21 protein-coding genes and 1 pseudogene are annotated in these 23,194 nt (G+C 70.0%); 17 read left to right on the top strand and 5 right to left on the bottom strand.

The genetic code is table 11. The features are described from left to right. Positions 1–173 precede the first annotated feature (173 nt). The 4 genes from NRY95_18445 to NRY95_18430 all read left to right on the top strand — a co-directional run bounded on the left by NRY95_18445 (position 174) and on the right by NRY95_18430 (position 4,611). Positions 174–452 (top strand): DUF493 family protein, encoded by a 279-nt coding sequence (locus NRY95_18445; GenBank protein UYC15658.1) that lies wholly within the window; start codon positions 174–176, stop codon positions 450–452. A gap of 98 nt (positions 453–550) precedes the next feature. Continuing rightward, on the top strand, positions 551–1,153 hold the full coding sequence (lipB, locus tag NRY95_18440) for a lipoyl(octanoyl) transferase LipB (protein ID UYC18630.1): 603 nt from the start codon (positions 551–553) through the stop codon (positions 1,151–1,153). Positions 1,154–1,175: 22 nt separating this feature from the next. After that, a complete protein-coding gene (gene lipA, locus NRY95_18435) occupies positions 1,176–2,192 on the top strand; it encodes a lipoyl synthase (protein UYC15657.1) in 1,017 nt (338 codons plus the stop codon). A 241-nt stretch (positions 2,193–2,433) separates the two neighbouring features. Further along, on the top strand, positions 2,434–4,611 hold the full coding sequence (locus tag NRY95_18430) for a carboxy terminal-processing peptidase (GenBank protein UYC15656.1): 2,178 nt from the start codon (positions 2,434–2,436) through the stop codon (positions 4,609–4,611). 242 nt (positions 4,612–4,853) lie between these two features. Here NRY95_18430 and NRY95_18425 read toward each other — a convergent pair whose 3' ends face one another. Then, a complete protein-coding gene (locus NRY95_18425) occupies positions 4,854–5,597 on the bottom strand; it encodes a sulfite exporter TauE/SafE family protein (GenBank protein ID UYC15655.1) in 744 nt (247 codons plus the stop codon). An 85-nt stretch (positions 5,598–5,682) separates the two neighbouring features. Here NRY95_18425 and NRY95_18420 point away from each other — a divergent pair. Further along, a pseudogene (locus tag NRY95_18420) lies at positions 5,683–6,566 on the top strand (LysR substrate-binding domain-containing protein). Positions 6,567–6,588: 22 nt separating this feature from the next. On the opposite strand, the gene NRY95_18415 reads toward NRY95_18420, so the two are convergent. Further along, positions 6,589–7,467 carry an endonuclease/exonuclease/phosphatase family protein gene (locus NRY95_18415; protein UYC15654.1) on the bottom strand — a complete coding sequence of 293 codons (879 nt, stop codon included), beginning with the start codon at positions 7,465–7,467 and terminating at the stop codon, positions 6,589–6,591. A 164-nt stretch (positions 7,468–7,631) separates the two neighbouring features. After that, complete coding sequence (locus NRY95_18410; protein UYC15653.1) at positions 7,632–8,630, bottom strand: arabinogalactan endo-1,4-beta-galactosidase; 999 nt, start codon at positions 8,628–8,630, stop codon at positions 7,632–7,634. 228 nt (positions 8,631–8,858) lie between these two features. On the opposite strand from NRY95_18410, the gene NRY95_18405 reads away from it, so the two are divergent. The 6 genes from NRY95_18405 to NRY95_18380 all read left to right on the top strand — a co-directional run bounded on the left by NRY95_18405 (position 8,859) and on the right by NRY95_18380 (position 14,864). Further along, positions 8,859–9,914: a bifunctional nicotinamide-nucleotide adenylyltransferase/Nudix hydroxylase gene (locus tag NRY95_18405; protein UYC15652.1), complete on the top strand. Its 1,056-nt coding sequence runs from the start codon at positions 8,859–8,861 to the stop codon at positions 9,912–9,914. A gap of 63 nt (positions 9,915–9,977) precedes the next feature. Next, positions 9,978–11,402, top strand: a complete 1,425-nt coding sequence (locus tag NRY95_18400) for a nicotinate phosphoribosyltransferase (protein UYC15651.1) — start codon at positions 9,978–9,980, stop codon at positions 11,400–11,402. Between the two features lie 8 nt (positions 11,403–11,410). Next, positions 11,411–12,526, top strand: coding sequence for a hypothetical protein (locus NRY95_18395; GenBank protein UYC15650.1), 1,116 nt, complete (start codon positions 11,411–11,413; stop codon positions 12,524–12,526). Beyond that, entirely contained in the window at positions 12,510–13,583 is a 1,074-nt protein-coding gene (locus NRY95_18390) for a DNA methyltransferase (GenBank protein UYC15649.1), read from the top strand. The genes NRY95_18395 and NRY95_18390 overlap by 17 nt, the downstream gene beginning before the upstream one ends. 78 nt (positions 13,584–13,661) lie before the next feature. Further along, the gene (locus NRY95_18385; GenBank protein UYC15648.1) at positions 13,662–14,351 is read left to right on the top strand and encodes a DUF2242 domain-containing protein; all 690 of its coding nucleotides are present in this window, start codon (positions 13,662–13,664) and stop codon (positions 14,349–14,351) included. A 144-nt stretch (positions 14,352–14,495) separates the two neighbouring features. After that, complete coding sequence (locus NRY95_18380; GenBank protein UYC15647.1) at positions 14,496–14,864, top strand: glycine zipper 2TM domain-containing protein; 369 nt, start codon at positions 14,496–14,498, stop codon at positions 14,862–14,864. 356 nt (positions 14,865–15,220) lie between these two features. Here NRY95_18380 and NRY95_18375 read toward each other — a convergent pair whose 3' ends face one another. Next, positions 15,221–16,111 carry a TIGR01777 family oxidoreductase gene (locus tag NRY95_18375; GenBank protein UYC15646.1) on the bottom strand — a complete coding sequence of 297 codons (891 nt, stop codon included), beginning with the start codon at positions 16,109–16,111 and terminating at the stop codon, positions 15,221–15,223. A gap of 164 nt (positions 16,112–16,275) precedes the next feature. Here NRY95_18375 and NRY95_18370 point away from each other — a divergent pair, with 164 nt between their 5' ends. Together NRY95_18370 and gnd are read left to right on the top strand one after the other, a co-directional pair. Beyond that, complete coding sequence (locus tag NRY95_18370; GenBank protein ID UYC15645.1) at positions 16,276–17,574, top strand: hypothetical protein; 1,299 nt, start codon at positions 16,276–16,278, stop codon at positions 17,572–17,574. Between the two features lie 69 nt (positions 17,575–17,643). Next, positions 17,644–18,585: a decarboxylating 6-phosphogluconate dehydrogenase gene (gene gnd, locus NRY95_18365; protein ID UYC15644.1), complete on the top strand. Its 942-nt coding sequence runs from the start codon at positions 17,644–17,646 to the stop codon at positions 18,583–18,585. A 14-nt stretch (positions 18,586–18,599) separates the two neighbouring features. Here the strand turns inward: gnd and NRY95_18360 are convergent, their stop codons facing one another. After that, positions 18,600–19,643, bottom strand: coding sequence for an oxidoreductase (locus NRY95_18360; protein UYC15643.1), 1,044 nt, complete (start codon positions 19,641–19,643; stop codon positions 18,600–18,602). 153 nt (positions 19,644–19,796) lie between these two features. Between NRY95_18360 and NRY95_18355 the strand changes: the two genes are divergently transcribed. The 4 genes from NRY95_18355 to NRY95_18340 all read left to right on the top strand — a co-directional run bounded on the left by NRY95_18355 (position 19,797) and on the right by NRY95_18340 (position 23,188). Then, positions 19,797–20,186, top strand: coding sequence for a BON domain-containing protein (locus NRY95_18355; GenBank protein ID UYC15642.1), 390 nt, complete (start codon positions 19,797–19,799; stop codon positions 20,184–20,186). Positions 20,187–20,386: 200 nt separating this feature from the next. Beyond that, positions 20,387–20,749 carry a hypothetical protein gene (locus NRY95_18350; protein UYC15641.1) on the top strand — a complete coding sequence of 121 codons (363 nt, stop codon included), beginning with the start codon at positions 20,387–20,389 and terminating at the stop codon, positions 20,747–20,749. Between the two features lie 190 nt (positions 20,750–20,939). Next, on the top strand, positions 20,940–22,751 hold the full coding sequence (locus tag NRY95_18345) for an ATP-binding protein (GenBank protein UYC15640.1): 1,812 nt from the start codon (positions 20,940–20,942) through the stop codon (positions 22,749–22,751). Next, entirely contained in the window at positions 22,748–23,188 is a 441-nt protein-coding gene (locus tag NRY95_18340; protein UYC15639.1) for a response regulator, read from the top strand. Before NRY95_18345 ends, NRY95_18340 begins: the two co-directional genes overlap by 4 nt. Positions 23,189–23,194 lie beyond the last annotated feature (6 nt).

Here is a 23,194-nt window from a genome sequence, read left to right as displayed (position 1 = left end):
GCGGCGGCGTTCGCGCGAAAGCCGTGTGGCCGTATCGCTTCGTCCTATTGGCATCGCTTGCCAACCGTGGGCACCTGCTGACGCGGCGCGCCGCGGCGGCCGCCGCCCCCGCACGCGGCCTGCCGGCGCGCCGCGGCCTTGGGTTTGCCCGGCGCCGGCGCGATAATGCAGCCATGGATATCACCTCGGACAACCCCGATCACGGCTTCCAGTTCCCCGGCGTCTTCGAGCTCAGCGCGATGGGCACCGCCAACACCGGGCTGGAGACCGAACTGCCGCGGCTGCTCGCCCAGGCAGGCGTGGACGTGCTGGAAGAGCGCATCAGCTGGAAGCATTCGTCCAACGGCAAGTACGTGTCGGTGCGGATCGCCTTCCGCGCCGCCGACCGCGCCCAGTACGACGCCGCGCACCTGGCGCTGCGCGAGCATCCGGAAGTGAAGTGGACGCTGTAGCCGGCGCCGCGGTACCGCCGCCGGAATCGGCGCAGGCGTTGCCGCCGTGCCGGGTCCGCGATCTCGGCCGCCAGCCCTACGCGCCGGTGTGGCGGGCGATGCAGCGCTTCACCGATGCGCGCGAGGACACCAGCGCCGACGAACTGTGGGTGGTCGAGCACGAACCGGTGTTCACCCTCGGCCAGGCCGGCAAGCACGAGCACGTGCTGGCGCCCGGCGAGATCCCGGTGCTGCACGTGGACCGCGGCGGCCAGGTCACCTACCACGGCCCCGGCCAGCTGGTGGTGTATCCGTTGCTGGACCTGCGCCGGCTCAAGATCGGCGTGCGCGACTACGTGTGCCGGATCGAGCAGGCCATCATCGACACGCTGGACGAATGGAACATCCTCGGCCAGCGCCGCGACGGCGCGCCCGGGGTCTACGTCGGCGCGGCCAAGGTCGCCGCGCTCGGCATCCGCGTGCGCCGCGGCTGCACCTTCCATGGCCTGTCGTTCAACGTGGCGATGGACCTGGAGCCGTTCCACCGCATCAACCCCTGCGGCTACCAGGGCCTGCAGGTGACCTCGGTGCTAGACTTGGGCGGTCCCTCCGGCATGCAGGCCGTCAAACCGGTGCTGCTGGCCCAACTGGCGCGCCAGTTCGGGCTGACCCTGCAGCCGCTCGACGCCTTGCCCGACCTCACGCTCACGCACGCGGCCTGACCGCCTGCCCGCCGACGACGCCATGACCCAGCCCAGCGCACGCACCATCCCCCTGCAGGTCCTTTCCGGCGACAGCGCGCCCGCGTCCGCGCCGCTGCAGGCCGGCGTCAAGCAACTGGGCGGGGACAAGATCAACCGCTCGCCGGTGCAGTTCGCCGACGCGCCGGTGCTGCGCAAGCCGTCGTGGATCCGGGTGCGGATCCCGTCCGGCAACGCGGTGCAGACGCTCAAGGCCAAGCTGCGCGAGAACCGCCTGGTCACGGTCTGCGAGGAAGCCAGCTGCCCGAACATCCACGAATGCTTCAGCCACGGCACCGCCACTTTCATGATCCTGGGCGAGGTCTGCACCCGCCGCTGCTCGTTCTGCGACGTCGCCCACGGCCGGCCCAAGCCGCCGGACGCCGGCGAGCCGGCCAGCCTGGCGCAGACCGTGGCCGACATGGGCCTGCGCTACGTGGTGGTGACCAGCGTCGACCGCGACGACCTGCGCGACGGCGGCGCCCAGCACTTCGCCGACTGCATCGGCGCGATCCGCGCCGCCGCGCCGGCCACCCGCATCGAGATCCTGACCCCGGACTTCCGCGGCAAGGGCCGCATGGACCGCGCGCTGGAGATCCTGGCGACCCATCCGCCGGACGTGTTCAACCACAACATCGAGACCGTGCCGGACCTGTACCCGAACGTGCGTCCCGGCGCCGACTACCAGTGGTCGCTGACCCTGCTGCAGAAGTTCAAGGCGCAGCACCCGTCCATCGCCACCAAGTCCGGGATCATGCTCGGCCTGGGCGAGACCATGGAGCAGGTGCAGGCCACGCTGCGCGACCTGCGCGCGCACGCGGTGGACATGGTCACCATCGGCCAGTACCTGCAGCCGACCGCGCACCACCACCCGGTGATGCGCTACTGGACGCCGGAGGAATACAAGGCGCTGGAGGAGTACGGCAATGCGCTGGGTTTCAGCCACGTCGCCTCCGGGCCGATGGTGCGCTCCTCCTACCACGCCGATCGCCAGGCCGCCGGCGCCGGCGTCGCCGCCTGAGCGCACCCTGCGGCACCGCTTCCGGCACCGCCCCGCAGCGTCCTGGCGATCGTCCAGGACGCCCGCCTTGCCGGCCGCGACGCCCGCGCGCAGCGCCTGCACCGGCGCCATTCACATTTCGCTACCTAGCCCCGGCTAGTCTGGTTCAGGAACAGGTGACACGGCCTGCAACTTGCGGCACTGTCGTGTTGTCTCACGCGATCTGCAGCCCCCCTGACGGCCTGGTGCCGAGAGTACGTAGATGAAATTCAAAGCTTCCGTCTTCCTGCTGGCGTTCGCGCTGACCACGCCGCTGGCGCTGTTCGCCCGCACCGACGCGCCCGCGCTGCCGGCGGCCTCGACCGCCGACCAGTCCACCACCGCCAAGCTGGTGTACGGGCTGCTGTCCGACAGCCGCTATGCCTACCGGCCGCGCGCGCTCGACGAGGCGACCTCGAAGGAAGTCTTCAAGAAGTACCTGGAGACGCTGGACGGCAGCAAGCAGTTCTTCACCCAGGCCGACGTCGACAAGTTCGCCGCGTTCCAGGCCAACCTCGGCAGCAATATCGCCTCCGGCCAGCTGGAGCCGGCGTTCCAGGTGTTCGCCGTGTACCGGCAGCGCGTGGACGAGCGCATCGGCTACGCGCGCAAGCTGCTCAAGCAGGACTTCGATTTCAACGGCAGCGAGAAGTTCGAGTACGACCGCAAGGACGTGCCGTGGCCCAAGGACAACCAGGAGCTGGACGAGCTGTGGCGCAAGTCGGTGATGAACGACTGGCTGCGGCTCAAGCTCGCCGGCAAGAAGCCCGAGGACATCCGCAAGACCCTGGACAAGCGCTACGCCAACCTCGCCGATTCGGTGAAGGAACTGAAGAGCGAGGACGTGTTCCAGTTCTTCATGAACGCCTACACCAACACCGTCGATCCGCACACCGACTACTTCACCCCGCGCACCGCCGAGAACTTCAACCAGCAGATGTCGCTGTCGCTGGAAGGCATCGGCGCGCAGTTGCAGAAGCAGGACGACATGGTGGTGATCCGCGAGGTCATCCCGGGCGGTCCGGCCGCGGTGGACGGCACGCTGAAGCCGGGCGACCGCATCGTCGGCGTCGGCCAGGGCAAGTCCGGCCAGGTCGAGGACGTGATCGGCTGGCGCATCGACGACGTGGTGGCCAAGATCCGCGGCGACAAGGACACCCAGGTGCGCCTGGAGTACATCCCGGCCGAGGCCGGCGTGGACGGCAAGCACCGCCAGCTGCTGCTGACCCGGCAGAAGGTGCGCCTGGCCGAACAGGCCGCCAAGGGCGAGACCATCACCTTGCCGGCGAAGGACGGCGAACCGGCGCGGCGCGTCGGCGTGATCAAGCTGCCGGCGTTCTACCAGGACTTCGAAGGCCGCCGCCGCAACGCCAGCGACTATGCCTCGGCGACCCGCGACGTGGCCAAGCTGCTGGCCGGTTTCAAGACCGACAAGGTCGACGGCGTGGTGCTGGACCTGCGCAACAACGGCGGCGGCTCGCTGGACGAGGCGATCGAACTGACCGGCCTGTTCATCGAGCAGGGCCCGGTGGTGCAGGTGCGCGAATCCGGCGGCCGCGTCACCGTCAACAGCGACGACAACCCGGCGGTGGCCTGGGACGGCCCGCTGGCGGTGCTGATCAACCGCGGCTCGGCCTCGGCCTCGGAGATCTTCGCCGGCGCCATCCAGGACTACGGCCGCGGCCTGATCATCGGCGAGACCAGCTTCGGCAAGGGCACGGTGCAGAACATCGTCGACCTGGACCGCTGGCCGGCCAACGAGACCGACCGCTTCGGCCAGGTCAAGCTGACCATTGCCCAGTTCTTCCGGGTCAGCGGCAGCAGCACCCAGCACAAGGGCGTGGTCCCGGACATCGCGTTCCCGGCCAGCGTCGATGCCACCGAGTTCGGCGAGAGCACCTACCCCAACGCCTTGCCGTGGACCCGCATCGCCGCGGTGCCGCACACCCAGTACGGCAACTTCGCGCCGCTGCTGCCGAAGCTGGAGACGCTGCATGCCGGCCGCATCGCCAGCGACAAGGAATTCCAGTGGTGGGAAGAGGACGTGCAGCAGTTCCGCACCGAGGCGGCGAAGAAGTACGTGGTGCTCAACGAGGCCGAGCGCCGCGCCGAGCGCGAGAAGCAGGACGTGCAGCGCAAGCAGCGCCAGGAGACGCGCAAGCAGCTCGGCCTGCCGCTGGACCCGCTCGCCGACGACAGCAGCGACGACGGCCTGACCGGCAACGAGCGCGACATCGTCAAGGACGCCGCGCGCGAGAAGCTGGTCGACAAGCGCCCGGATCCGCTGCTGCGCGAGTCGGCCTCGATCCTGGCCGACGCGCTGAACCTGCTGGAAAAGGACCATCCGCTGTCGGTACAGGTGCTGCCGCAGTCCACCGGTCCGGGGCGCTGGGCGGACTGAGCCCACGCGCCACCGCCGCGCGAACAGCAACGCGCCATCGCCCAGCGGTGGCGCGTTTTTTTCTGTCCGCTCTGCCCACGCTGCAGGCGACTATCTGTGGGAGCGACTTCAGTCGCGACGTGCTTTGCCGGTAGAGCCTGTCGCGACTGAACTCGCTCCCACAAAACAGCGGCATCCGGATCCGGGGCGCTTTATGGGGGCCAGCGCTCCGCGAGCGGCTCTCGAGGAGGGATGGCGCGCCGCTAGCCCAGCGCCTGCCACAGCGGATGCACACCCAGCGCCAGCAAGGTCAGGAAGAACACCCGGCGGAATGCCTGGGCGGAAATGCGCTGGCGCAGGCGCGCGCCCAGCCCCATGCCCAGCGCGGTCGGCAGCAGCGCCAGCAGCGATGGCCCCAGCGCACCGCTCGCAAACGCGCCGTGCCAGGCCAGCGCAATGGCCAGTGCCAGCGTGGCGGTGAAGAAGCAGTAGCCCAGGGCGCGCATCAGCGTCTCCCGCGGCAGGTCCAGCGCGACCAGATAGGGCAGGGCGGGCAGCACGAACACGCCGGTGGCGCCGGTCAGCAGGCCGGTCGCCAATCCGGCCGCCGGGCCCGCCCAGGGCTCGTGCCGCGGCGGCAGCCGGCCCTGCCAGCGGCTCAGGCCGAGCAGCGCGTACAGCGCCAGCAAGGCCCCGAGTCCGCCGCGCGCCAGCGCCGGATCGGCGCCGACCAGGATGCCGGCGCTGAGCCAGGTACCGAGCGCGATCGTCGCCAGCAGCGGCCACAGCCGCCGCAGCAGCGCCGCCGCCCCCTCGCCCCAGGCCTGCTGCAGATTGGTCAGCAGCGACGGCAGCACCAGCAGCGCGGCGGCCTCTGGCGGCGCCAGCCACAGTCCCAGCAGGCCCATCGCCACCGTCGGCAACCCGGTACCGGCCACGCCCTTGACCAAGCCGGCCAGGCAGAACACCGCGGCGATCGGCAGCAGATGCGGGATGAGCGAGTGCATGCCCGCAGCATCGGCCGTGCCGCGGCGCCGGACAATGCGCGATCGCTTCAGGCAGACTTCGGCAACGACGAAGGCTGGAGCGGCGATGCACCTGGATTTCATCGACTTGCGGCTATTCGTGGCAGTGGCCGAGGCCGGCAGCATCACCGCCGGCGCCGACCGCGCCGCGTTGTCGCTGGCCGCGGCCAGCGCACGCATCCGCGCGCTGGAACTGCAGGCCGCCGCGGCGTGCGTCTGACCGCGGCCGGCGCCGCGCTGTTGCGGCACGCGCGGCAGTTGCTGCGCCAGGCCGAGGCGATGCGCGCCGAACTGGGCGAGAACGCCGGCGCCAACCAGGCCACGGTGCGGCTGCTGGCCAATACCGCGGCGCTGGACGAGTGGCTGCCCGAACTGCTGGCCGAGTTCCTGGTCGCGCATCCGCGCATCGACCTGGCCTTGCGCGAGCAGGGCAGTACCGCGGCGGCCGATGCGGTGCGCGAGGAGCGTGCCGACCTGGCGGTGATCGCCGACCATGCCGACCTGGCCGGCCTGCACGCGCAGGCGTTCCGCCAGGACCGGCTGGTGCTGGTGGCGGCGGCCACGCATCCGCTGGCACGCGCGCCGCAGCTGTGCCTGGCGCAGCTATGGCAGGCGGAATTCCTCGGCCTGGCCGACGACAGCGCGCTGCAACGGCACCTGCGCACCCAGGCCACGCGCGCCGGCAGCCAGCTGCGCATCCGCGCCCACGTGCACGGCATCGAACCGCTGTGCCGGATGCTGGCGCGCGGCGCCGGCGTGGCGATCCTGCCGCAGGCCGCGCTGGCCCGGGTCAGCGTGCGCGAACAGCTGGTCGCGGTGCCGTTGCACGAAGCGTGGGCGGTGCGGCAGTTGTCGATCGTGTGGCGGCCCGTCCCGGCGCCGGCGTTGGCTCAGGTGTTGCACTGGCTGTGCGCGCACGCCGATGGCGCCGCGGCCACCGGCGCGGGCTGAGGTGCCGCGCGCGCGATGGACCTCAGTGCGGCCAGGCGAACTCGGCCACGACCGGGAAGTGGTCCGACGGCCAATGGCCCTGCGGCCGCGCGTCGAGCGTGGCGAACTGGGTGGCGCGCAATCCGCGCGACAGGATCCAGTCGATGCGCCGATCGGGATGGCCGGTGAAATCGTGGAAGGTCGCCTCCGGTCCCAGCGCGTGCGGCGCCTGCTGGCGCGCGTCGGCCAGTGCAGGAACCAGCGTGCGGTAGGTGGGCGAATCCGGCGCCGTGTTGAAGTCGCCGGTGACCACCACCGGCACGTCGGCCGGCAACGCCTGCAGGCGCGAGAGGAGCAGCGCGGCGCCCTTGGCGCGCGCGGCCTCGTCTTCGTCGCGGTACGGCAGGTGGGTGTCGAACAGGTAGAAACGGCGACCGTCGGCGATGCGTTCGAACAGCCCCCAGTTCACCATCCGCGGCAGCGGGTGGCCCCAGCTGATGCTGCCGACCACGCTCGGCGTATCCGACAGCCAGAAGTCGCCGGACTCCACCAGCTTCAGGCGGCGGCTGTCGTAGAACACGCCCATGCGCTCGCCGTCTTCGCTGCCGTCGCGGCTGCGCCCGAACCAGCGGTAGTCGGGCAGTTGCGCGGCCAGGTAATCGGCCTGCAGCTTGACCAGTTCCTGGGTGCCGAACACGTCCGGATGCTGCGCGCGGATCAGCGCCGCCATCGCGCTGCGGCGGATCTCCCAGCGCTTGTCGCCGTCCGTATCGACCGGCACGCGCACGTTGAAGCTCATCACCTTGAGCGCGGCGTGCGCATCGGGCGAGGGCGCGCGCGCCTGCGCCGGGGCGAGCGCCGCGCCGAGCGCCAGCAACAGCAGCAACGCAAGCGAACGCGGGAACAACGGAAATCCGGACATGGCGACGGGTCTGGCGGCAAGGATCGCCAATGGTGGCACGCGGACATGACCGCCAGCCAGTCGCCGGCGGCGTCGCGCCGGCAAACCCGGAACGCCTGCATGGGCGCACGCCGCAGGTGGCGCGGCCCGCCCGCCGCGCAGCGGCGCGACGGGCGCCGCGCGCGTTACTGGAAGCCCGCAAGCGCCTGGGTCAGCTGCCCGTCGTTGTTCACCGCGCCCTTGGTGTAGCCCTGCCAACCCGGATAGGCATCGGGTTCCCAATAGAACACGCCCAGCCCGTGCGCACCGACCGCGCGGGTCTTGGCGACCAGGTCGGCCAGCATCGAGCGGGTCGCCGCGTCCTGCTGCCAATCCATGCCCACTTCGCTGACGATCACGTCCGAGCCGTAGCGCGACACCATGTCGCGCATGTTGCTGGCGATCTGGGTATTGGCGCTTTGCCAGCCGCTGCTCGACGGGTAGTGCGACATGCCGACCACGTCCCATTTGCCGCCGGCGGACTTCAGGCCGTCGAAGAACCAGCGGAAGGTGGCGTTGTCGTAGCCGTTGGCCAGATGCACGACCACCTTGGCGCCGGGATAGACCGACTTGCTCGCGTCGTAGCCGCTGTTGACCAGCTGCGCGAGATTGCCGAAGTTGGGGGTCTTGCCGTCCGGCCACAGCATGCCGCTGTTGATCTCGTTGCCGACCTGCACCCAGCTGACGGTGATGCCGTTGGACTTCAGGTACGACAGGATGCCGCTGGTATGCGCATAGACGTCGGTGACCAGTTTGGAGAACGCATCGCCGCTCCACGCCGCGGGCTTGGTCTGCTGTCCGGGATCGGCCCAGCTGTCGCTGTAGTGGAAGTCGATCATGATGCTCATGCCCTGCGCCTTGGCGCGCTTGGCCATGTTCAGCACGTCGGCGCCGTCGCACCAGCCGTCCTTGGGATTGACCCACACCCGCAAGCGGATCGCGTTGACCCCGGTGCCCTTCAGCAGCGCGAAGAAGTCGGCGTTCGCGCCCGCGGCATTGCGGAACACGCGGCCGCTGTTCTCCTGCTGGTCGATCCAGCTCACGTCCGCGCCCTTGGCGAAACTCTGCGCCGCCGCCGGTGCGCACAGACAAATCAGCAGCAACAGCGGAAGCCATGCGCATATGCGCTTGTTCGATCCGTTCATAGGTTCCTCGCAATGATGTGGAGTGCTGGAAAATGCTGCCTGCAGCGCTGGCCGGGGCGAGCGCGAGGCTAGCGCGATCGCGCGCGCAACGCGCGCCGCGGCGCAGCAGGTGTCTACGCCTGGCGACAGCGGCGCCGGCGCGTGCGCCACTTGACGCCCTCGCGCATCGGCGTAGCATTTGCGCCACGCCAAGGGACAGACCCGCGGCGACCCCAATCACCGTGAGGGATGCTCATGGATTTCGACTATCTTGTATTCATCGGGCGCTTCGAGCCCTTCCACAACGGCCACGCCGCCGTTGCCCGCCACGCCCTGGCGCGTGCGCAGAAACTCATCTTCCTGGTCGGCTCGGCCGAGACCCCGCGCACCATCCGCAATCCGTGGACGGTGGCCGAACGCAGCGTGATGATCCAGGCCGCGCTCGACGGCGCCGGCGAGCGCCTGATCCTGCGCCCGCTGCGCGATCACCTGTACAACGAGAGCCAATGGATCGCCGCGGTGCAGTCGGCGGTGGCCGACGCAGTGCGCGCCGATGGCGGCGGCAGCGAGGCGCGCATCGGCCTGGTCGGCATGGACAAGGACGCCAGCAGCTACTACCTGCGCGAATTCCCGCAGTGGCCGCTGGTCGACGTGCAGCACACCGAGACCCTGTCGGCGACCGAACTGCGCCGCTACCTGTTCGAGGCCGGCAGCATCGACTTCCACGGCGCGCTGCTGATGCTGCGCGGCAACGTGCCGGCGCCGGTGTTCGACATGCTCGAGGCGTTCCGCAAGAACTCGCCGTCGTATGCGGAACTGCTCGCCGAGTACCAGTTCATCGAGCAGTACCGCGCGGCCTGGAAGGAGGCGCCGTATCCGCCGACCTTCGTCACCGCCGATGCGGTGGTGGTGCATTCGGGCCACGTGCTGCTGGTGCGGCGCCGCGCGGCGCCGGGCAAGGGCCTGTGGGCGCTGCCGGGCGGCTTCGTCGGCCAGCACGAGAGCATCTTCGATGCGTGCCTGCGCGAACTGCGCGAGGAAACCCGGCTGAAGATCCCGGTGCCGGTGCTGAAGGGCTCGCTGAAGAACCGCCACGTGTTCGACCATCCCGAGCGCAGCCTGCGCGGGCGCACCATCACCCATGCCTTCCACTTCGAATTCGCCTTCGGCGAACTGCCCGAGGTGCGCGGCGGCGACGATGCCGACAAGGCGCGCTGGATCCCGGTCAGCGAAGTGCTGGGCATGGGCCCGAAACTGTTCGAAGACCACCTGCACCTGCTCGAATTCTTCCTGGGCCGCGGTTGACCGCGGCCTGCCCCGGCCGGCGGACAGACCGCTGGCTTTCCCCGACGCGAAGGAGCTTCCGTCATGCAATGCCTCAACAACCTGCTGCTCAACACCGATAGCTACAAGGCCAGCCACTGGCTGCAATATCCGGCCGGCACCGATGCCACGTTCTTCTACGTGGAATCGCGCGGCGGCGTCTACGACCGCACCGTGTTCTTCGGCCTGCAGTCGATCCTGAAGGAGGCGCTGGGCCGCGCCGTCACCCATGCCGACGTCGACGAGGCGCGCGACCTGTTCGCCGCGCACGGCGAGCCGTTCAACGAGGCCGGCTGGCGCGATATCGTCGACCGCCTCGGCGGGCAGCTGCCGATCCGCATCCGCGCCGTGCCCGAGGGCAGCGTGGTGCCGACCCACAATGCGCTGATGACCATCGAGTCCACCGACGCGCAGGCCTACTGGGTGCCGTCGTACCTGGAAACGCTGCTGCTGCGCATCTGGTATCCGGTCACCGTGGCCACGGTCAGCTGGCATGCCAAGCAGACCATCCGCCAGTTCCTGGAGCGCACCAGCGACGATCCGGAAGGCCAGTTGCCGTTCAAGCTGCACGACTTCGGCGCGCGCGGCGTGTCCAGCCTGGAATCGGCGGCGATCGGCGGCGCCGCGCACCTGGTCAACTTCCTCGGCACCGACACCGTGTCCGGGCTGTTGCTGGCGCGCGCGCACTACCACGAGCCGATGGCCGGCTACTCGATCCCGGCCGCCGAGCACAGCACCATCACCAGCTGGGGCCGCGCGCGCGAAGTGGACGCGTACCGCAACATGCTCAGGCAGTTCGGCAAGCCCGGCGGCATCCTCGCCGTGGTCTCCGACAGCTACGACATCTTCCACGCGATCCGCGAACACTGGGGCAGCACGCTGCGCGAGGAGGTGATCGCCTCCGGCGCCACCGTGGTGATCCGCCCCGATTCCGGCGACCCGGTGGCGGTGGTGCACCAGTGCCTGGAACTGCTCGACGAGGCCTTCGGCCACAGCGTCAACGGCAAGGGCTACAAGGTGCTCAACCACGTGCGGGTGATCCAGGGCGACGGGGTCAACCCGACCAGCATCCGCGCGATCCTGGAACGCGTCACCAGCGCCGGCTACGCCACCGACAACGTCGCCTTCGGCATGGGCGGGGCGCTGCTGCAGCGGCTGGATCGCGATACGCAGAAGTTCGCGCTCAAGTGCTCGGCCGCGTGCGTGGACGGCGCCTGGATCGACGTCTACAAGGATCCGGTCACCGACAAGGGCAAGCTCAGCAAGCGCGGCCGCATGAGCCTGCTGCGCCATCGCGAATACGGCGGCTACCGCACCGAGCCGGTGCCGGCCACGGCCGCGTCGCTGGACGAACTGGCGCGGCCTGCCGGCTACGACGACGCGATGGTCACGGTGTGGGAGAACGGCCGCCTGCTGCACGACTGGAGCCTGGCGCAGGTGCGCGAGCGCGCGAACGCCGCGCGCCTGTAGGTGCCGGCATGGACGCCAGCATGGAGTTCGCGCCGCCGCTGAGCGGCGCCTCGCCGCTGTTCGCCGCATTGCGCGCCGGCATGCCGCACCTGGAATGGCGGGTGCCGGCCGCCGCCGATGCCGCGCGCTGGCGGGTGCAGCGCATCGGCGGCCGCGACTACCGCGTCGCGCAGCCGGTCACCTTCACCCCGTACGCGTCGGTGCGGCCGTGTTCGGCGCGTTGCCGGTTCTGTTCGGAGACGCTGCGCCCGCAGGCCGGCGGCACCGCCGCGGCCAGCCTGCGGCCGCCGCCGGACTACTTCGCGATGCTGCGCCAGGGCCTGGCGCAGCTGTCCGGGCTGCCGCTGTCGCAGTCGCTGTCGGGGTTGGAAATGACCGACGACGAAGCCTGGTTCCTGCAGCTGCTGCAGACCTTGGGCGAGGCCGAACGCGAGGGATTGCTGGTCGAGCAGCGCGTGCTGTACAGCAACGGCGCCGGCTTCGCCCGCGCCCGCGGCGATGCGTTGCTGGACGCGCTGCAACGCTTCCGGCTGTCGTGGGTGGAACTGTCGCGGCACCATCCGCAGCAGGCCGGCAACGACGCGATCATGCGCTTCCGCGACGGCGAGGCGATCGCCGATGCGCAGGTGTTCGTCGCCACCGCGCAGCGCATCGCCGCCGCGCTGCCGCTGCGCCTGGTGTGCATCCTGCAGCACGGCGGCATCGCCGATGCCGACGGCGTCGCCGGCTATCTGTGCTGGGCACGCCAGTGCGGCGCGACCACGGTGATCTTCCGCGAGTTCTCGCGGCTGGGCGACGGCTACCGCGCCGGCGGCACCCAGCGCTATCTGGCGCAGGCGCGGGTCGGCGTGGAGCAGGTCGTGGCTGCGTGCATGGCCACGCCGTGGTGGCGCACGCTGCGGCCGCTGCAGATCACCGAGGGCTATTACTTCTGGAACCTGCGCATGGCCACCGCCGACGGCCTGGAAGTGGTGTTCGAGACCTCCGACTACGCCGCGATGCAGGCGCGCCACGACAGCGGCGACATCTACAAGCTGGTGTTCTTCGCCGACGGCCGCCTGTGCGCGGGCTGGCAACCGGACCGCGATCTGCTGTGGCAGGCCGGGCGTGGAGAGCATGGATAGCCGCAGCTGGTGGACGCCGCCGCCGGACCCGCCCGAGCACCGCTTGCCCGAGGACCTGCGCCGGCGCGATCCGCTGGGTGCGCGCGACTGCGGCTGGGTCAGCCAGATGCGTCCGTTCGTGCGCCAGTTCAGCGCGCCGGACGCCTGCGTGCTGGATCCGTTCTGCGGCTTCGGCAGCACCTTGCTCGCCGCCGGCCTGGAGGGCCGGCGCGGGCTGGGACTGGAGATCGACGCGGCGCGCGCGGCGCTGGCCCGCGAGCGTCTGCAGCGGCTCGGGCTGCGCGCGGAGGTGCGGGTCGGCGCGCTGCCGCAGCTCGCGCTGGAGCAGCCGATCGACCTGTGCCTGACCAACGTGCCGTACTTCGGTTGCGACTGGCCGGGCGCCACGGCACCGGGCCAGCTGTATGCCAGCCCCGACTACGCGGCTTACCTGCGCGGACTGCGCGCGGTGTTCCATGCGCTGCGCCGCAGCCTGCGCGACGACGGCTTCTGCATCGCGATGGTGGAGAACGTCGAGATCGGCGGCGTGTGCGTGCCGCAGGCCTGGGACCTGGCGCGGATACTGGGCAGCCTGTTCGTGCCCTGCGCCGAGCGCGTGCTGTGCTATCCCCGCCAGACCGCGCAGTCGCTGTCGCCCGGCGACACGCACAGCGACCGCAGCCACGAGTACGCGCTGATCTTCCAGAAACGGCGCGAGCCGATCGACCTGGCCGGCAGCGCGCACCTGCTGGCTGCGCTGCATGCGGACGGGTTCGGTTACGCGGTCCACGGCAGCTATCCGCTGTGGCTCGCCGACCCGCGCGCGGCGCCGCGCCCGCCCGGCGACGTGGACCTGCTGCTGCCGCGCGACCTGCTGCAACTGCAGCGGCTGCTGGACTGGCTGCGCACGCGCGGCTTCGCGCTCAGCCTGTGGGGCGAGCCGCTGGCGGCGCCGCCGACGCTGGCGCTGCTCGACGCCCACCACTACCTGCGCGCCGAACGCCGCGACCGCGGCGGCGGCCTGCTGCGGCTGGACCTGTCGCTGCAGCCGGCGCCGGGCTCGCTAACCGCGGGATGAGCGCGGGTGGCGGCATCAAGGCCGCCTCGACACGCTTGCGGCTATCCTTGGCCGGTTCCTTCCTTTCGGTCCACGGCCATGTCCGCTTCGTCCAACGTCCTCGCCTTTCCTGCGCTCGTGCTGGTCGCGATCGGCCTGAGCGGCTGCTTCGCCCGCAAGCAGGACAATCTGGTGAAGGAGACCTTCAACTCCGACAACACCTATTCGCGCAGCTATCCGGTGCAGCCGGGCCAGGCCTGCGAATCGGCGCGGCGCGCGTTGCTGAGCCAGGGCTACGTGGTGGCCAAGGCCACCGCCGATGCGGTCGAAGGCACCAAGAACTTCCAGCCCAACCAGGAGTCGCACGAGCAACTGGAGCTGCGCGTGTCGTGCGTGGCGCACGGCCAGGACGAGTCCTGGGTGTTCGTCAGCGCGCTGCAGGACCGCTATGCGCTGAAGAAGAGCGCGACCTCGGCCAGCGTCGGCGTCGGCGTGCTCGGCTCGGTGTCGCTGCCGGTCGGCAGCAGCGACGACTCGCTGGTGCGCGTAGCCAGCAGCACGGTGCAGGACGGCGATTTCTACAAGCGTTTCTTCGAACTCATGGCGCAATACCTGCCCAAGGCCAAGCCGGCCGCGACCGAGCCGCCGCCGGCGGCAGCGGCCAGGCACGAGCCTGCCGCGGCGGCGCCTGCGCCTGCGTCTGAACCTGCTGCACCGGCGGCAGTGCCGACGCCGGTGGCGGACGCCACGCCCACGCCTGCGGTGGACGACGGCAGCACGCCGCGCTGAGGCACGCGTTCATCCGCGGCTGTGGAAGCTGAATAGAGGGCATTTCGCTTCACGGTTCATTCGCAATCGCGGTGCAAAGGTGGCCCCTGTCGAGAGTGCGATGCCTGCAGCAGGCATCGGCTCCGCCACCCAGGAGCAACCAGCATGAACAATCTCAAATCCGCGTTGTGTCTCGCCGTGCTCGCCGTCGCCACTGCTGCCGCGCCGCTGGCGCAGGCGCAGCGCCACTACGGACCGGAAGACGCCGGGCGCCGCTTCAACGACGGCACCCGCGTGCACTGCAAGAAGGTCACGGTGCAGAAGAACAATACCGACCCCAACCGCATCGGCGGCACCCTGGCCGGTGCGGCGATCGGCGGCCTGCTCGGCAACCAGGTGGGCAAGGGCGACGGCAAGAAGCTGGCCACGGTCGGCGGCGCGGTCGCCGGCGGCGCCACCGGGCGCTATATCCAGGGCCAGCGCCAGCAGTCCAATGGCAACCGTCGCGTCGAGACCGTCTGCACGCGCTACTGAGGCCACGCCGCGCTCGGCCATCGCCGCGCGCTCGGCAAAAGCAACCCCAAACGCCCCGGCGGACAGCATCCGCCGGGGCGTTTTGCGTTGTCGAGGGATGCGGTTGCGTGTGCGGATCGTTGGGAGCGATGCAGCGCTGGCGGCGTGTGGCGTGCCGAGCGCCACTGCGCGATGCCGCTTTCTCAGGCGACAGCGCGTTTTTGTGGGAGCGACTTCAGGGCACCTCCAAATAAGCTCACTCCCAAAATTGCACGCTATGCGCATCGATGACTTGCGAGCGAGCCGAGTTCTTTGGGGGGTATTGGAGGTGCCCTGAAGTCGCTCCCACAGGTTGCAGATCGTCGGCGAATGATGCGTTAGCCGTCGATCACGGCACCCAGCGCGGCGCCCAGCTCCGGATAGCGGAACACGTAGCCCTCCTGCTGCGCGCGGGTCGGCAGTACCCGCTGGCTGCCCAGCAGCAGGTCGGTCATCTCGCCGAAGGCCAGGCGCAGCGCCGCGGCCGGTGCCGGCAGCAGCGCCGGCCGGTGCAGCGCCTGGCCGAGCTGCTGGGCGAAATCGGCATTGGTCACCGGGGTCGGGGCGGTGGCGTTGTAGGCGCCGTCGCCGCCGTGCTGCAGCAGCCACAGCAGCAGGCCGACGTGATCGTCGCGATGGATCCAGCTCATCCATTGCCGGCCGTCGCCCATGCGCCCGCCCAGGCCGAGCCGGAACGGCGGCAGCATCCGCGCCAGCGCGCCGCCGTCGCGGCCGAGCACCACCCCGGTACGGACCAGGCTGGTGCGCACGCCCAGCGCCTGCGCACGCAGCGCCTCGGTTTCCCAGTCGCGGCACAGGTGCGCGGCAAAATCCGCGCCGGCCGCGCTGCGTTCGTCGAGCAGGTCGTTGCCGCGGTCGCCGTAGTAGCCGATCGCCGAGCCGGAGAGCAGGCACGCGGGACGCTGCGCCGCGTCCAGTTGCGCGATCCAGTCGAGCAGCGCGCGGGTGGTGCCGATGCGCGAGGTGCGGAAGCGGCGCTTGCGGGTCTCGTTCCAGCGGCCATCGCTGAGCGGTTCGCCGGCGAGATTGATCACCGCGTCCGTCGGCGCCGCGCCCTGCAGGTCGTCGAGCGCCTGCACGCCGCGCAGCGTCCGCGTCGCACGCGCCGGATCGCGGCTGAGCACGCTGACCCGATGGCCGGCCTGGAGCAGGGCAGGGCACAGTGCGCGGCCGATGAATCCGGTGCCGCCGGTGACGAGCACATGCATGAGGAGAGTTCCGCGAACGGGGGAGCGGCAGTGTAGGGTGGGCCGCCATTGCCGCCGAGTGAACGCCTGCATGCGGCTTCGCGGCGCATGCACGACGTGCGCGGCACGCTGCGCATCCGCAACGTCCTGCCTCTCCGCTCTTGCGCATCTGCCATGCTCGCGCCATGACCGCCCCGACTGCGATGCAACCCCCGCGCCGCCGCCGTTTTGCCGCCCGTTTGCTGCTGACCCTGGCATTGGCCGCCGGCAGCGCGCTCGCCGCGCCGCCGCAAGCGGCCGACCAGGCCAGCGCCGACTGCCTTGCCGCCCTGCTGCGGCAGCTCGGCTGGCGCATCGACAGCACGCCTGCCGCGCAGCCGCGGCTGCTGCCGGGCACGCCGTGCGCGCGCACCTCGCTGGCCGATGCGCAGGCGCACGGCGACCTGCAGGCGGCGTTGCCGGCGCAGTGGAGCGAGGCGCAACGGCGCCACGCCCTGCGCGACTTGCTGGACACGCCGGCCACGCAGTGCGGCTATTTCCTGCTGCTCGGCGCGGCCACCCAGCGCGCGGTAGCGCATCTGCAGGGCAATCCCGGCTACCGCTTCAGCGCGCTGCAACTGGGCTGGATCGGCTTCGGTCCGGGCGGCGCGCGCCGGCAGGGCTGGCAGCGCTTCCGCAGCTTCGGCCGCGGCTATCGTCCGGCGCAGGGCAATGCGCGCGCGGTCGAGGCGTTCTACAGCGGCCATGTGCGCTCGGAATGCGGCGTCGGCCGGCAGATCGCGCAGTTGGCCACGCAGCGCGAGCTGTACGGCGATGCCGGCTTCGATCGCGCGTTCAGTGCCGGGGAGCTGTCGATCGGCACCTTCCTCACCCTGCACGACACCGACAGCATCCTGCTCGGCGCGCATGCCGGCGAGTTCTTCGCCGACGGCAAGGCCGCCAAGACCTCGCAACTGGGCGGCGCCGCCTTCCTCGGCGCACCCGGCTTCATCGCCCACGTGTTCGAACGCCGCTACCTGGACGACATCAACAACCAGGCGGAGAACTTCGTGGTCGTCGCGGTCAGCGCCGAGGCGGCGGCGGCGTTGCGCCGGCATGGCGGCTTCGCCTACTACGACGCCAGCAACCGGCGCATCTGGGAACTGGCGCAGGCCTTGCGCGGGCGCGGCCGCGAGCGCTTCGAGAAGCTGCTGTTCGAGCACGATCCCACCCTGCGCGCGACGTTGTCGCCGGCGCAACGCAGTGTCCTGGCGCAACTCGATGCGCTGCTCGACGACCCGTTCTACCGCGGCTTCGAGGTGTACGTGCATCCCATGGGCAGCAAGCCGATCGGCTACCACGTGGCGCGCCTGCTGGACCGCAATCCACGCACGCCGTTCGCGATCGAGCTGACCCTGCACAACCTGCATACCACCTTGTACCGGCGCTGGCGCGACGACCAGTTGCAGGCCTGTGCGCGGGCCGCACAGAGGCCATCGCCTTAGCTGCGCGTCAGCCGCGGCGCGGCGCTTCGTGCGACCCTAGCGTCCCTCACTTCGAGCTAGGACAGACGCATGGAACTGGGACTTGTAGGCTTGGGCCGCATGGGCGCGAACATGGCCGAGCGGCTGGTGCGTGGCGGCCATCGCGTGGTCGGTTTCGACCTGGGCGAGGCGGCGCGCAGCGCGGCGCAGCAGCGCGGCGTGGAGACCGCGGACACGATGGCGGCGCTGGTCGCGGCGCTGCCGGCACCGCGCGCGGTGTGGCTGATGGTGCCGTCCGGCAAGATCGTCGACGACACCCTGGCCGCGCTGTTGCCGCTGCTGGCCGAGGGCGACGTGGTCGTGGACGGCGGCAATTCGTACTACAAGGATTCGATGCGCCGTGCCACCGAGCTGGCCGCGCACGGCATCGCCTACGTCGATTGCGGCACCAGCGGCGGCGTGTGGGGGCTGAAGGAGGGCTACAGCCTGATGATCGGCGGCGACGAAGCGGCGGTGAGCCGGCTCGATCCGCTGTTCGCCACCCTGGCGCCGGCGGTCGATGCCGGCTGGGGCCGGGTCGGTCCCAGCGGTGCCGGCCACTTCGCCAAGATGGTCCACAACGGCATCGAGTACGGCATGATGCAGGCCTATGCCGAAGGCTTCGCGCTGATGGCGCGCAAGCAGGAATTCGCGCTGGACCTGCACCAGGTCGCCGAGGTCTGGCGCCAGGGCAGCGTGGTGCGTTCGTGGCTGCTGGACCTGTGTTCGGATGCGCTGGGCGACAACCCCACGTTGGCCGGGATCGCGCCTTACGTGGAAGACTCCGGCGAGGGCCGTTGGACGGTGGCCGAGGCGATCGACCTCAACGTCGCCGCGCCGGTGATCACCCTGTCGCTGCTGGAACGGCTGCGCTCGCGCGACGACGATTCGTTCACCGACAAATTGTTGTCGGCGATGCGCAACCAGTTCGGCGGGCACGCGATCAAGCACGAAACGCCGGCCGCGCCTGGGTCCGGCACCGCCGCCGGATAAGCAGTCGCGGCGTTTCAGTCCAGCGCCAGCGTGCGGCCCTCGGCGGCGCTGCGCTGGCCGAGTTCGAGCAAGCGCATCACCGCCAGCGCCTGCGCCGGGTCCACCGGCGCGGGGGCGCGTGCGGCCATCGCCTCGCGGAAGCCGGCATAGCAGTGCCGATAGTCGCCGCGCTGCGTGTGCAGCGCGTGCGTGGCGGCGCTGCCGTCGTCGGCGACCAGGGTCAGCTGGCCGGCGAGCGGATCCTCGCCCCACTGCGGCGCGGCCGGGGTGAGGCCGGCGCGCAACTGCGCTTCCTGCGTGTCCAGGCCATGCTTGAGGTAGCTGCCGCGTTCGCCATGCACGGCGAAGCGCAGCCCGTTCGCCGCGACCAGCGAGCCGGCATGCAGCACCGCACGCAGCCGCGGGTAGCGCAGCACGGCATGGAAGTAATCGGTGGCCTGCGCGCCATGGCGCTGCTGCGCCAGATCGACCTGGATCGCCTCGGGCAGGCCGAACAATTGCAGGGTCTGGTCGAGCAGGTGCGGCCCCAGGTCGAACCACACTCCGGAGCCGGGCAGCGCATGCTCGCGCCAGCGGTTGCCGACCTGCGGGCGATGGCGATCGAAGTGCGAATGGAATTCGGCGACCTCGCCTAGCGTGCCCGCCTGCAGCAGCGCGCGCAGGGTGAGGAAGTCGCCGTCCCAGCGCCGGTTCTGGAACACGCTGACGATGCGCCCGGCGCGTTGCGCCTGCGCGATGACCTGCTGCGCCTCGGCCACGTCCAGGGTGAACGGCTTGTCCACCAGCACGTGCTTGCCCTGCGCCAGTGCCGCCAGCGCCAGCGGCGCATGGGTCTGGTTCGGCGTCGCCACCACCACCGCATCGATCTGCGGATCGGCGAAGGCCTGCTGCGCGTCGGCGACGATGCGCGCCCGCGGATAGGCCGCGGCCGCTTCATCGTGGCGGCTGGACACGATGGTGTGCAGGCGCAGGCCGGGGGTGTGCGCGATCAGCGGCGCATGGAACACGCGGCCGACGAAGCCGTAGCCGAGCAAGGCGAGATTGAAGGTCTGATCCATGGCGTGCGAGCGGCAGTACAGGGGCGGACAGTATCCCGGCAAAGGCCCTCACCTGGCGTGCACGCCTTTCACGCTGCCGCGATTTCCCGGTCACGTCGCTTGTACGCCGCCGCGCAGACACTGCGCCACACACCTTCAAGGGAGGAGGACATCATGAAAAAGTTCACGTCGCCCACGCTGCTCGGCACCGCACTCGCCTTCGGTCTGACCCTGGCCGCCGGCCAGGCGCTCGCCGTCGATCCGCCGACCGGCGCCAGCAAGGACCATGACGCCATGGCCCACAGCGATGGCATGAAGCACGAGTCCAAGGAGCCGGTCACCGACACCTGGATCACCACCAAGGTCAAGGCCGATCTGCTCGCGACCAAGGACGTCTCCGGCACCGACATCAAGGTCGAGACCGTCAATGGCACGGTCAAGCTGACCGGTGCGGTCGAGAGCAAGGCGCAGCGCGACAAGGCGGTGTCGGTCGCCAAGATGATCGACGGGGTCAAGAAGGTGGACTCGAAGAACCTGAAAGTGAGCGGTGCGGCCAAGCACTGATCATCGCGATCCATGAAGGCGGCGGGGCGCGAGACGAGGCGCGCCCCGCCACCCCATGTACGACGCACTCTTCGGAGTGCTTTTTTTTGCGCGACACTCACGCATTTGGGCACGCATCGCCCAGGCCGTGGCAACGTTTCGCATTGCATTGACGCACGTTCAGTCATCATCAAGCCACGTCAGCTACCAGGCGAATTGCCATGTTGGATGCTCACTCTTCCGCTGCGCCCAGCCACGCGGCCGCGCAACCGGCGTCGATCGAGGCGCTGGATGCGACGTTCCCGGCAGGCACGCCGCCGCGACCGTCCTGCCTGCTGCTGGCGATGCGCCAGCTCGAATCCAGGCTGGGCATGCTGCTGGTCACCTTCCACGACGATGCCGGGTTCTGGGGCGCTTTCGCCAACCTGATGCAGGACCTGGACAGGGATCTGACCGTCGGCGAGCGCGCGCGCCTGCGCAGTCATGCCGATTTCCTGCTGGTACGGGCGGGGATGTCGTCGTGGACGCTGATCGGCGCGACGCACGATGCCGCCGCCCGCGCGATCCGGGTGTCGGCACGCTGATCCTGAGCGCAGTCGCAGCGGCATCGATGGGCGGCGCACAGCCGCCCATTTCTTTGTACCCAACCGTTGCGATAAAGTCGCATTCAGGTGGCGCGGGGAGTTGCGCAAAACCTGAATAATTCATCGTGTGCCTGCGGGGGGATCGGCGACAATGCTGCCCCGTTGCCGTCTCCATCTTCCAAGAACAGGTATGCAGATCACCGCCAAACATGACGCCTGGGACCGCTGGCGCCTGCCGCTGCTGGTACTGGCGGTGGTCCTGATCGTGATCCTGCCGTCGTTGCTGTTGCGGCAGATGAGCGACAGCACCTTGCGTGCGGCCGATTGGGTCAGCCACAGCCAGGAAGTCACCGCCGAGTTGAGCAAGTTGGAAGCGAACATGCGCGACATGGAGTCGGCGGCGCTGGCGATGTCGCACGACGTCGACTCGCCGATCCTGCGCGCGCGCTTCGACGAGTCGCGCGGCGCGATCGCGCCGACCATCGCGCGCCTGGTCGAGCTGACCCGCGACAACCCCGACCAGCAGGTGCGCATCGGCCGCCTGCAGAGCACCCTGGAGCGTCGCAGCCTGCTTGCCGCGCGCATCGCGCAGAACCGCGACCCGCAGCGGATCCGCGGGTTGATCCAGGAAATGACCGCGGACAACCCGATCCGCGGCCTGGTCGCCGAACTGCAGCGGCGCGAGAACGCGCTGCTGGCCGAGCGCACTGTCGATGCCGGCCAGCGGCGGATGCTGGCGTCGGCGATCAGCTGGGTGTCGCTGGGGGTGCAGCTGCTGCTGCTGGGCCTGGTGATCTGGCTGCTGCAACGGCAGATCGGCCGGCGCCTGGACGCGGAACGCCACATGCTGCGTGCCAATGCCCGCGCTGCCGCGGTGTTGCAGACGGTGCGCGAGCCGATCGTGCTGCTGGACGGCAATCAACGCATGCTGATGCACAACGCCGCCTTCGGCGAGCTGTACGGGCTGGACCCGGAGCAGGCGCCGAAGATGCTGGCCGATGTCGGCGACGGCGCCTGGCAGGACCCGATCATTCGCCAGCGGCTGGCCGACGTGCTGCTGCGCGGGCGCGAGCTGTGGGATTTCGAGCACGAGCAGACCGGTGCCGACAGCGTCGGCCGCACCATGCTGCTGAATGCGCGGCGCATGCCGCTGCCGGACAGCGAGGACGAGGTGGTGCTGATGACGGTCAGCGACATCAGCCTGCAGAAGGCGTCGCAGCAGCGCATCCAGGTGCTGAACCGGCAGCTCGAGGGCAAGGTGGAGCAGGTCTCCGAAGTCAATCGTGAACTGGAGGCCTTCAGCTATTCGGTCTCGCACGACCTGCGCGCGCCGCTGCGCCATGTCGCCGGCTTCGCCGACAAGCTGGCCCGCCACCTCGGCGACGACGCCGACGAGAAGAGCCGCCATTATCTGGAAGTGATCGGCACCTCGGCACGGCGCATGGCCTCGCTGATCGACGACCTGCTGGTCTACTCGCGGCTGGGCCGCAGCGCGCTGCGCCTGCAGGCGGTGGACATGCAGTCGCTGGTGGCGGAGACGCGCTCGGTGCTGGACGCCAACTCCCAGTCCGATCACGCCGGCAGCGGCCACCGCATCGAGTGGAACGTCAGCCCGCTGCCGATCCTGGTCGCCGACGAGAACATGATGCGCCAGCTGTGGCTGAACCTGCTCGGCAATGCGGTCAAGTACAGCGCCAAGCGCGAGGTCGCGGTGATCGAGGTCGGCTATCAGCTGCAAGCCGACGGCAGCCACCACTTCAGCGTGCGCGACAACGGCGCCGGCTTCGACATGGCCTATGCGGCCAAGCTGTTCGGCGTGTTCCAGCGCCTGCACAAGGCCAGCGAATACACCGGCACCGGCATCGGCCTGGCCAGCGTGCGTCGCGTGCTGACCCGCCACGGCGGCCATATCTGGGCCGATGCGGCACCGGACCAGGGCGCGACCTTCCATTTCGTGTTACCACCCGCGCTCGAAGCGCCTACCAACGAGTTGACCGCATGACCGCCATCCGCACCATCCTGCTTGCCGAAGACAGCCCCGCCGATGCCGAAATGGCGGTCGATGCGCTGCGCGACGCGCGCCTGGCCAACCCCATCGTCCATGTCGAAGACGGCGTGGAGGCGATGGACTACCTGCTGCGCCGCGGCGCCTACGCCGATCGCGAGGAAGGCCTGCCGGCGGTGTTGCTGCTGGACATCAAGATGCCGCGCATGGACGGGCTGGAAGTGCTGAAGCTGGTGCGCAGCGACGAATCGCTCAAGCGCCTGCCGGTGGTGATCCTGTCGTCCTCGCGCGAGGAAAGCGACCTGGCCCGCAGCTGGGACCTGGGCGTCAATGCCTACGTGGTCAAGCCGGTGGACGTGGACCAGTTCTTCACTGCGGTGAAGACGCTGGGCACGTTCTGGGCGTTGATCAACCAGGCGCCGGACAAAGAGTAAGCGCGC

This window comes from Xanthomonas campestris pv. phormiicola (assembly GCA_025666215.1).
GTDB classification, from domain to species: domain Bacteria; phylum Pseudomonadota; class Gammaproteobacteria; order Xanthomonadales; family Xanthomonadaceae; genus Xanthomonas_A; species Xanthomonas_A campestris_A.
The sequence above is the reverse complement of the archived record's forward strand: the minus strand, read 5'-3'. Positions and strand labels throughout refer to the sequence as shown.

What these genes read in the sequence shown, in the direction of transcription:
- NRY95_18370 (UYC15645.1), top strand. Translation starts at nt 16,276, where the DNA reads ATGACCGCCCCGACTGCGATGCAACCCCCGCGCCGCCGCCGTTTTGCC.
- NRY95_18405 (UYC15652.1), top strand. Translation starts at nt 8,859, where the DNA reads ATGCTCATGGATTTCGACTATCTTGTATTCATCGGGCGCTTCGAGCCC.
- NRY95_18425 (UYC15655.1), bottom strand. Translation starts at nt 5,597, where the DNA reads ATGCACTCGCTCATCCCGCATCTGCTGCCGATCGCCGCGGTGTTCTGC.
- lipB (UYC18630.1), top strand. Translation starts at nt 551, where the DNA reads ATGCAGCGCTTCACCGATGCGCGCGAGGACACCAGCGCCGACGAACTG.
- gnd (UYC15644.1), top strand. Translation starts at nt 17,644, where the DNA reads ATGGAACTGGGACTTGTAGGCTTGGGCCGCATGGGCGCGAACATGGCC.
- lipA (UYC15657.1), top strand. Translation starts at nt 1,176, where the DNA reads ATGACCCAGCCCAGCGCACGCACCATCCCCCTGCAGGTCCTTTCCGGC.
- NRY95_18350 (UYC15641.1), top strand. Translation starts at nt 20,387, where the DNA reads ATGTTGGATGCTCACTCTTCCGCTGCGCCCAGCCACGCGGCCGCGCAA.
- NRY95_18430 (UYC15656.1), top strand. Translation starts at nt 2,434, where the DNA reads ATGAAATTCAAAGCTTCCGTCTTCCTGCTGGCGTTCGCGCTGACCACG.
- NRY95_18385 (UYC15648.1), top strand. Translation starts at nt 13,662, where the DNA reads ATGTCCGCTTCGTCCAACGTCCTCGCCTTTCCTGCGCTCGTGCTGGTC.
- NRY95_18410 (UYC15653.1), bottom strand. Translation starts at nt 8,630, where the DNA reads ATGAACGGATCGAACAAGCGCATATGCGCATGGCTTCCGCTGTTGCTG.
- NRY95_18345 (UYC15640.1), top strand. Translation starts at nt 20,940, where the DNA reads ATGCAGATCACCGCCAAACATGACGCCTGGGACCGCTGGCGCCTGCCG.
- NRY95_18355 (UYC15642.1), top strand. Translation starts at nt 19,797, where the DNA reads ATGAAAAAGTTCACGTCGCCCACGCTGCTCGGCACCGCACTCGCCTTC.
- NRY95_18445 (UYC15658.1), top strand. Translation starts at nt 174, where the DNA reads ATGGATATCACCTCGGACAACCCCGATCACGGCTTCCAGTTCCCCGGC.
- NRY95_18415 (UYC15654.1), bottom strand. Translation starts at nt 7,467, where the DNA reads ATGTCCGGATTTCCGTTGTTCCCGCGTTCGCTTGCGTTGCTGCTGTTG.
- NRY95_18400 (UYC15651.1), top strand. Translation starts at nt 9,978, where the DNA reads ATGCAATGCCTCAACAACCTGCTGCTCAACACCGATAGCTACAAGGCC.
- NRY95_18395 (UYC15650.1), top strand. Translation starts at nt 11,411, where the DNA reads ATGGACGCCAGCATGGAGTTCGCGCCGCCGCTGAGCGGCGCCTCGCCG.
- NRY95_18360 (UYC15643.1), bottom strand. Translation starts at nt 19,643, where the DNA reads ATGGATCAGACCTTCAATCTCGCCTTGCTCGGCTACGGCTTCGTCGGC.
- NRY95_18380 (UYC15647.1), top strand. Translation starts at nt 14,496, where the DNA reads ATGAACAATCTCAAATCCGCGTTGTGTCTCGCCGTGCTCGCCGTCGCC.
- NRY95_18340 (UYC15639.1), top strand. Translation starts at nt 22,748, where the DNA reads ATGACCGCCATCCGCACCATCCTGCTTGCCGAAGACAGCCCCGCCGAT.
- NRY95_18375 (UYC15646.1), bottom strand. Translation starts at nt 16,111, where the DNA reads ATGCATGTGCTCGTCACCGGCGGCACCGGATTCATCGGCCGCGCACTG.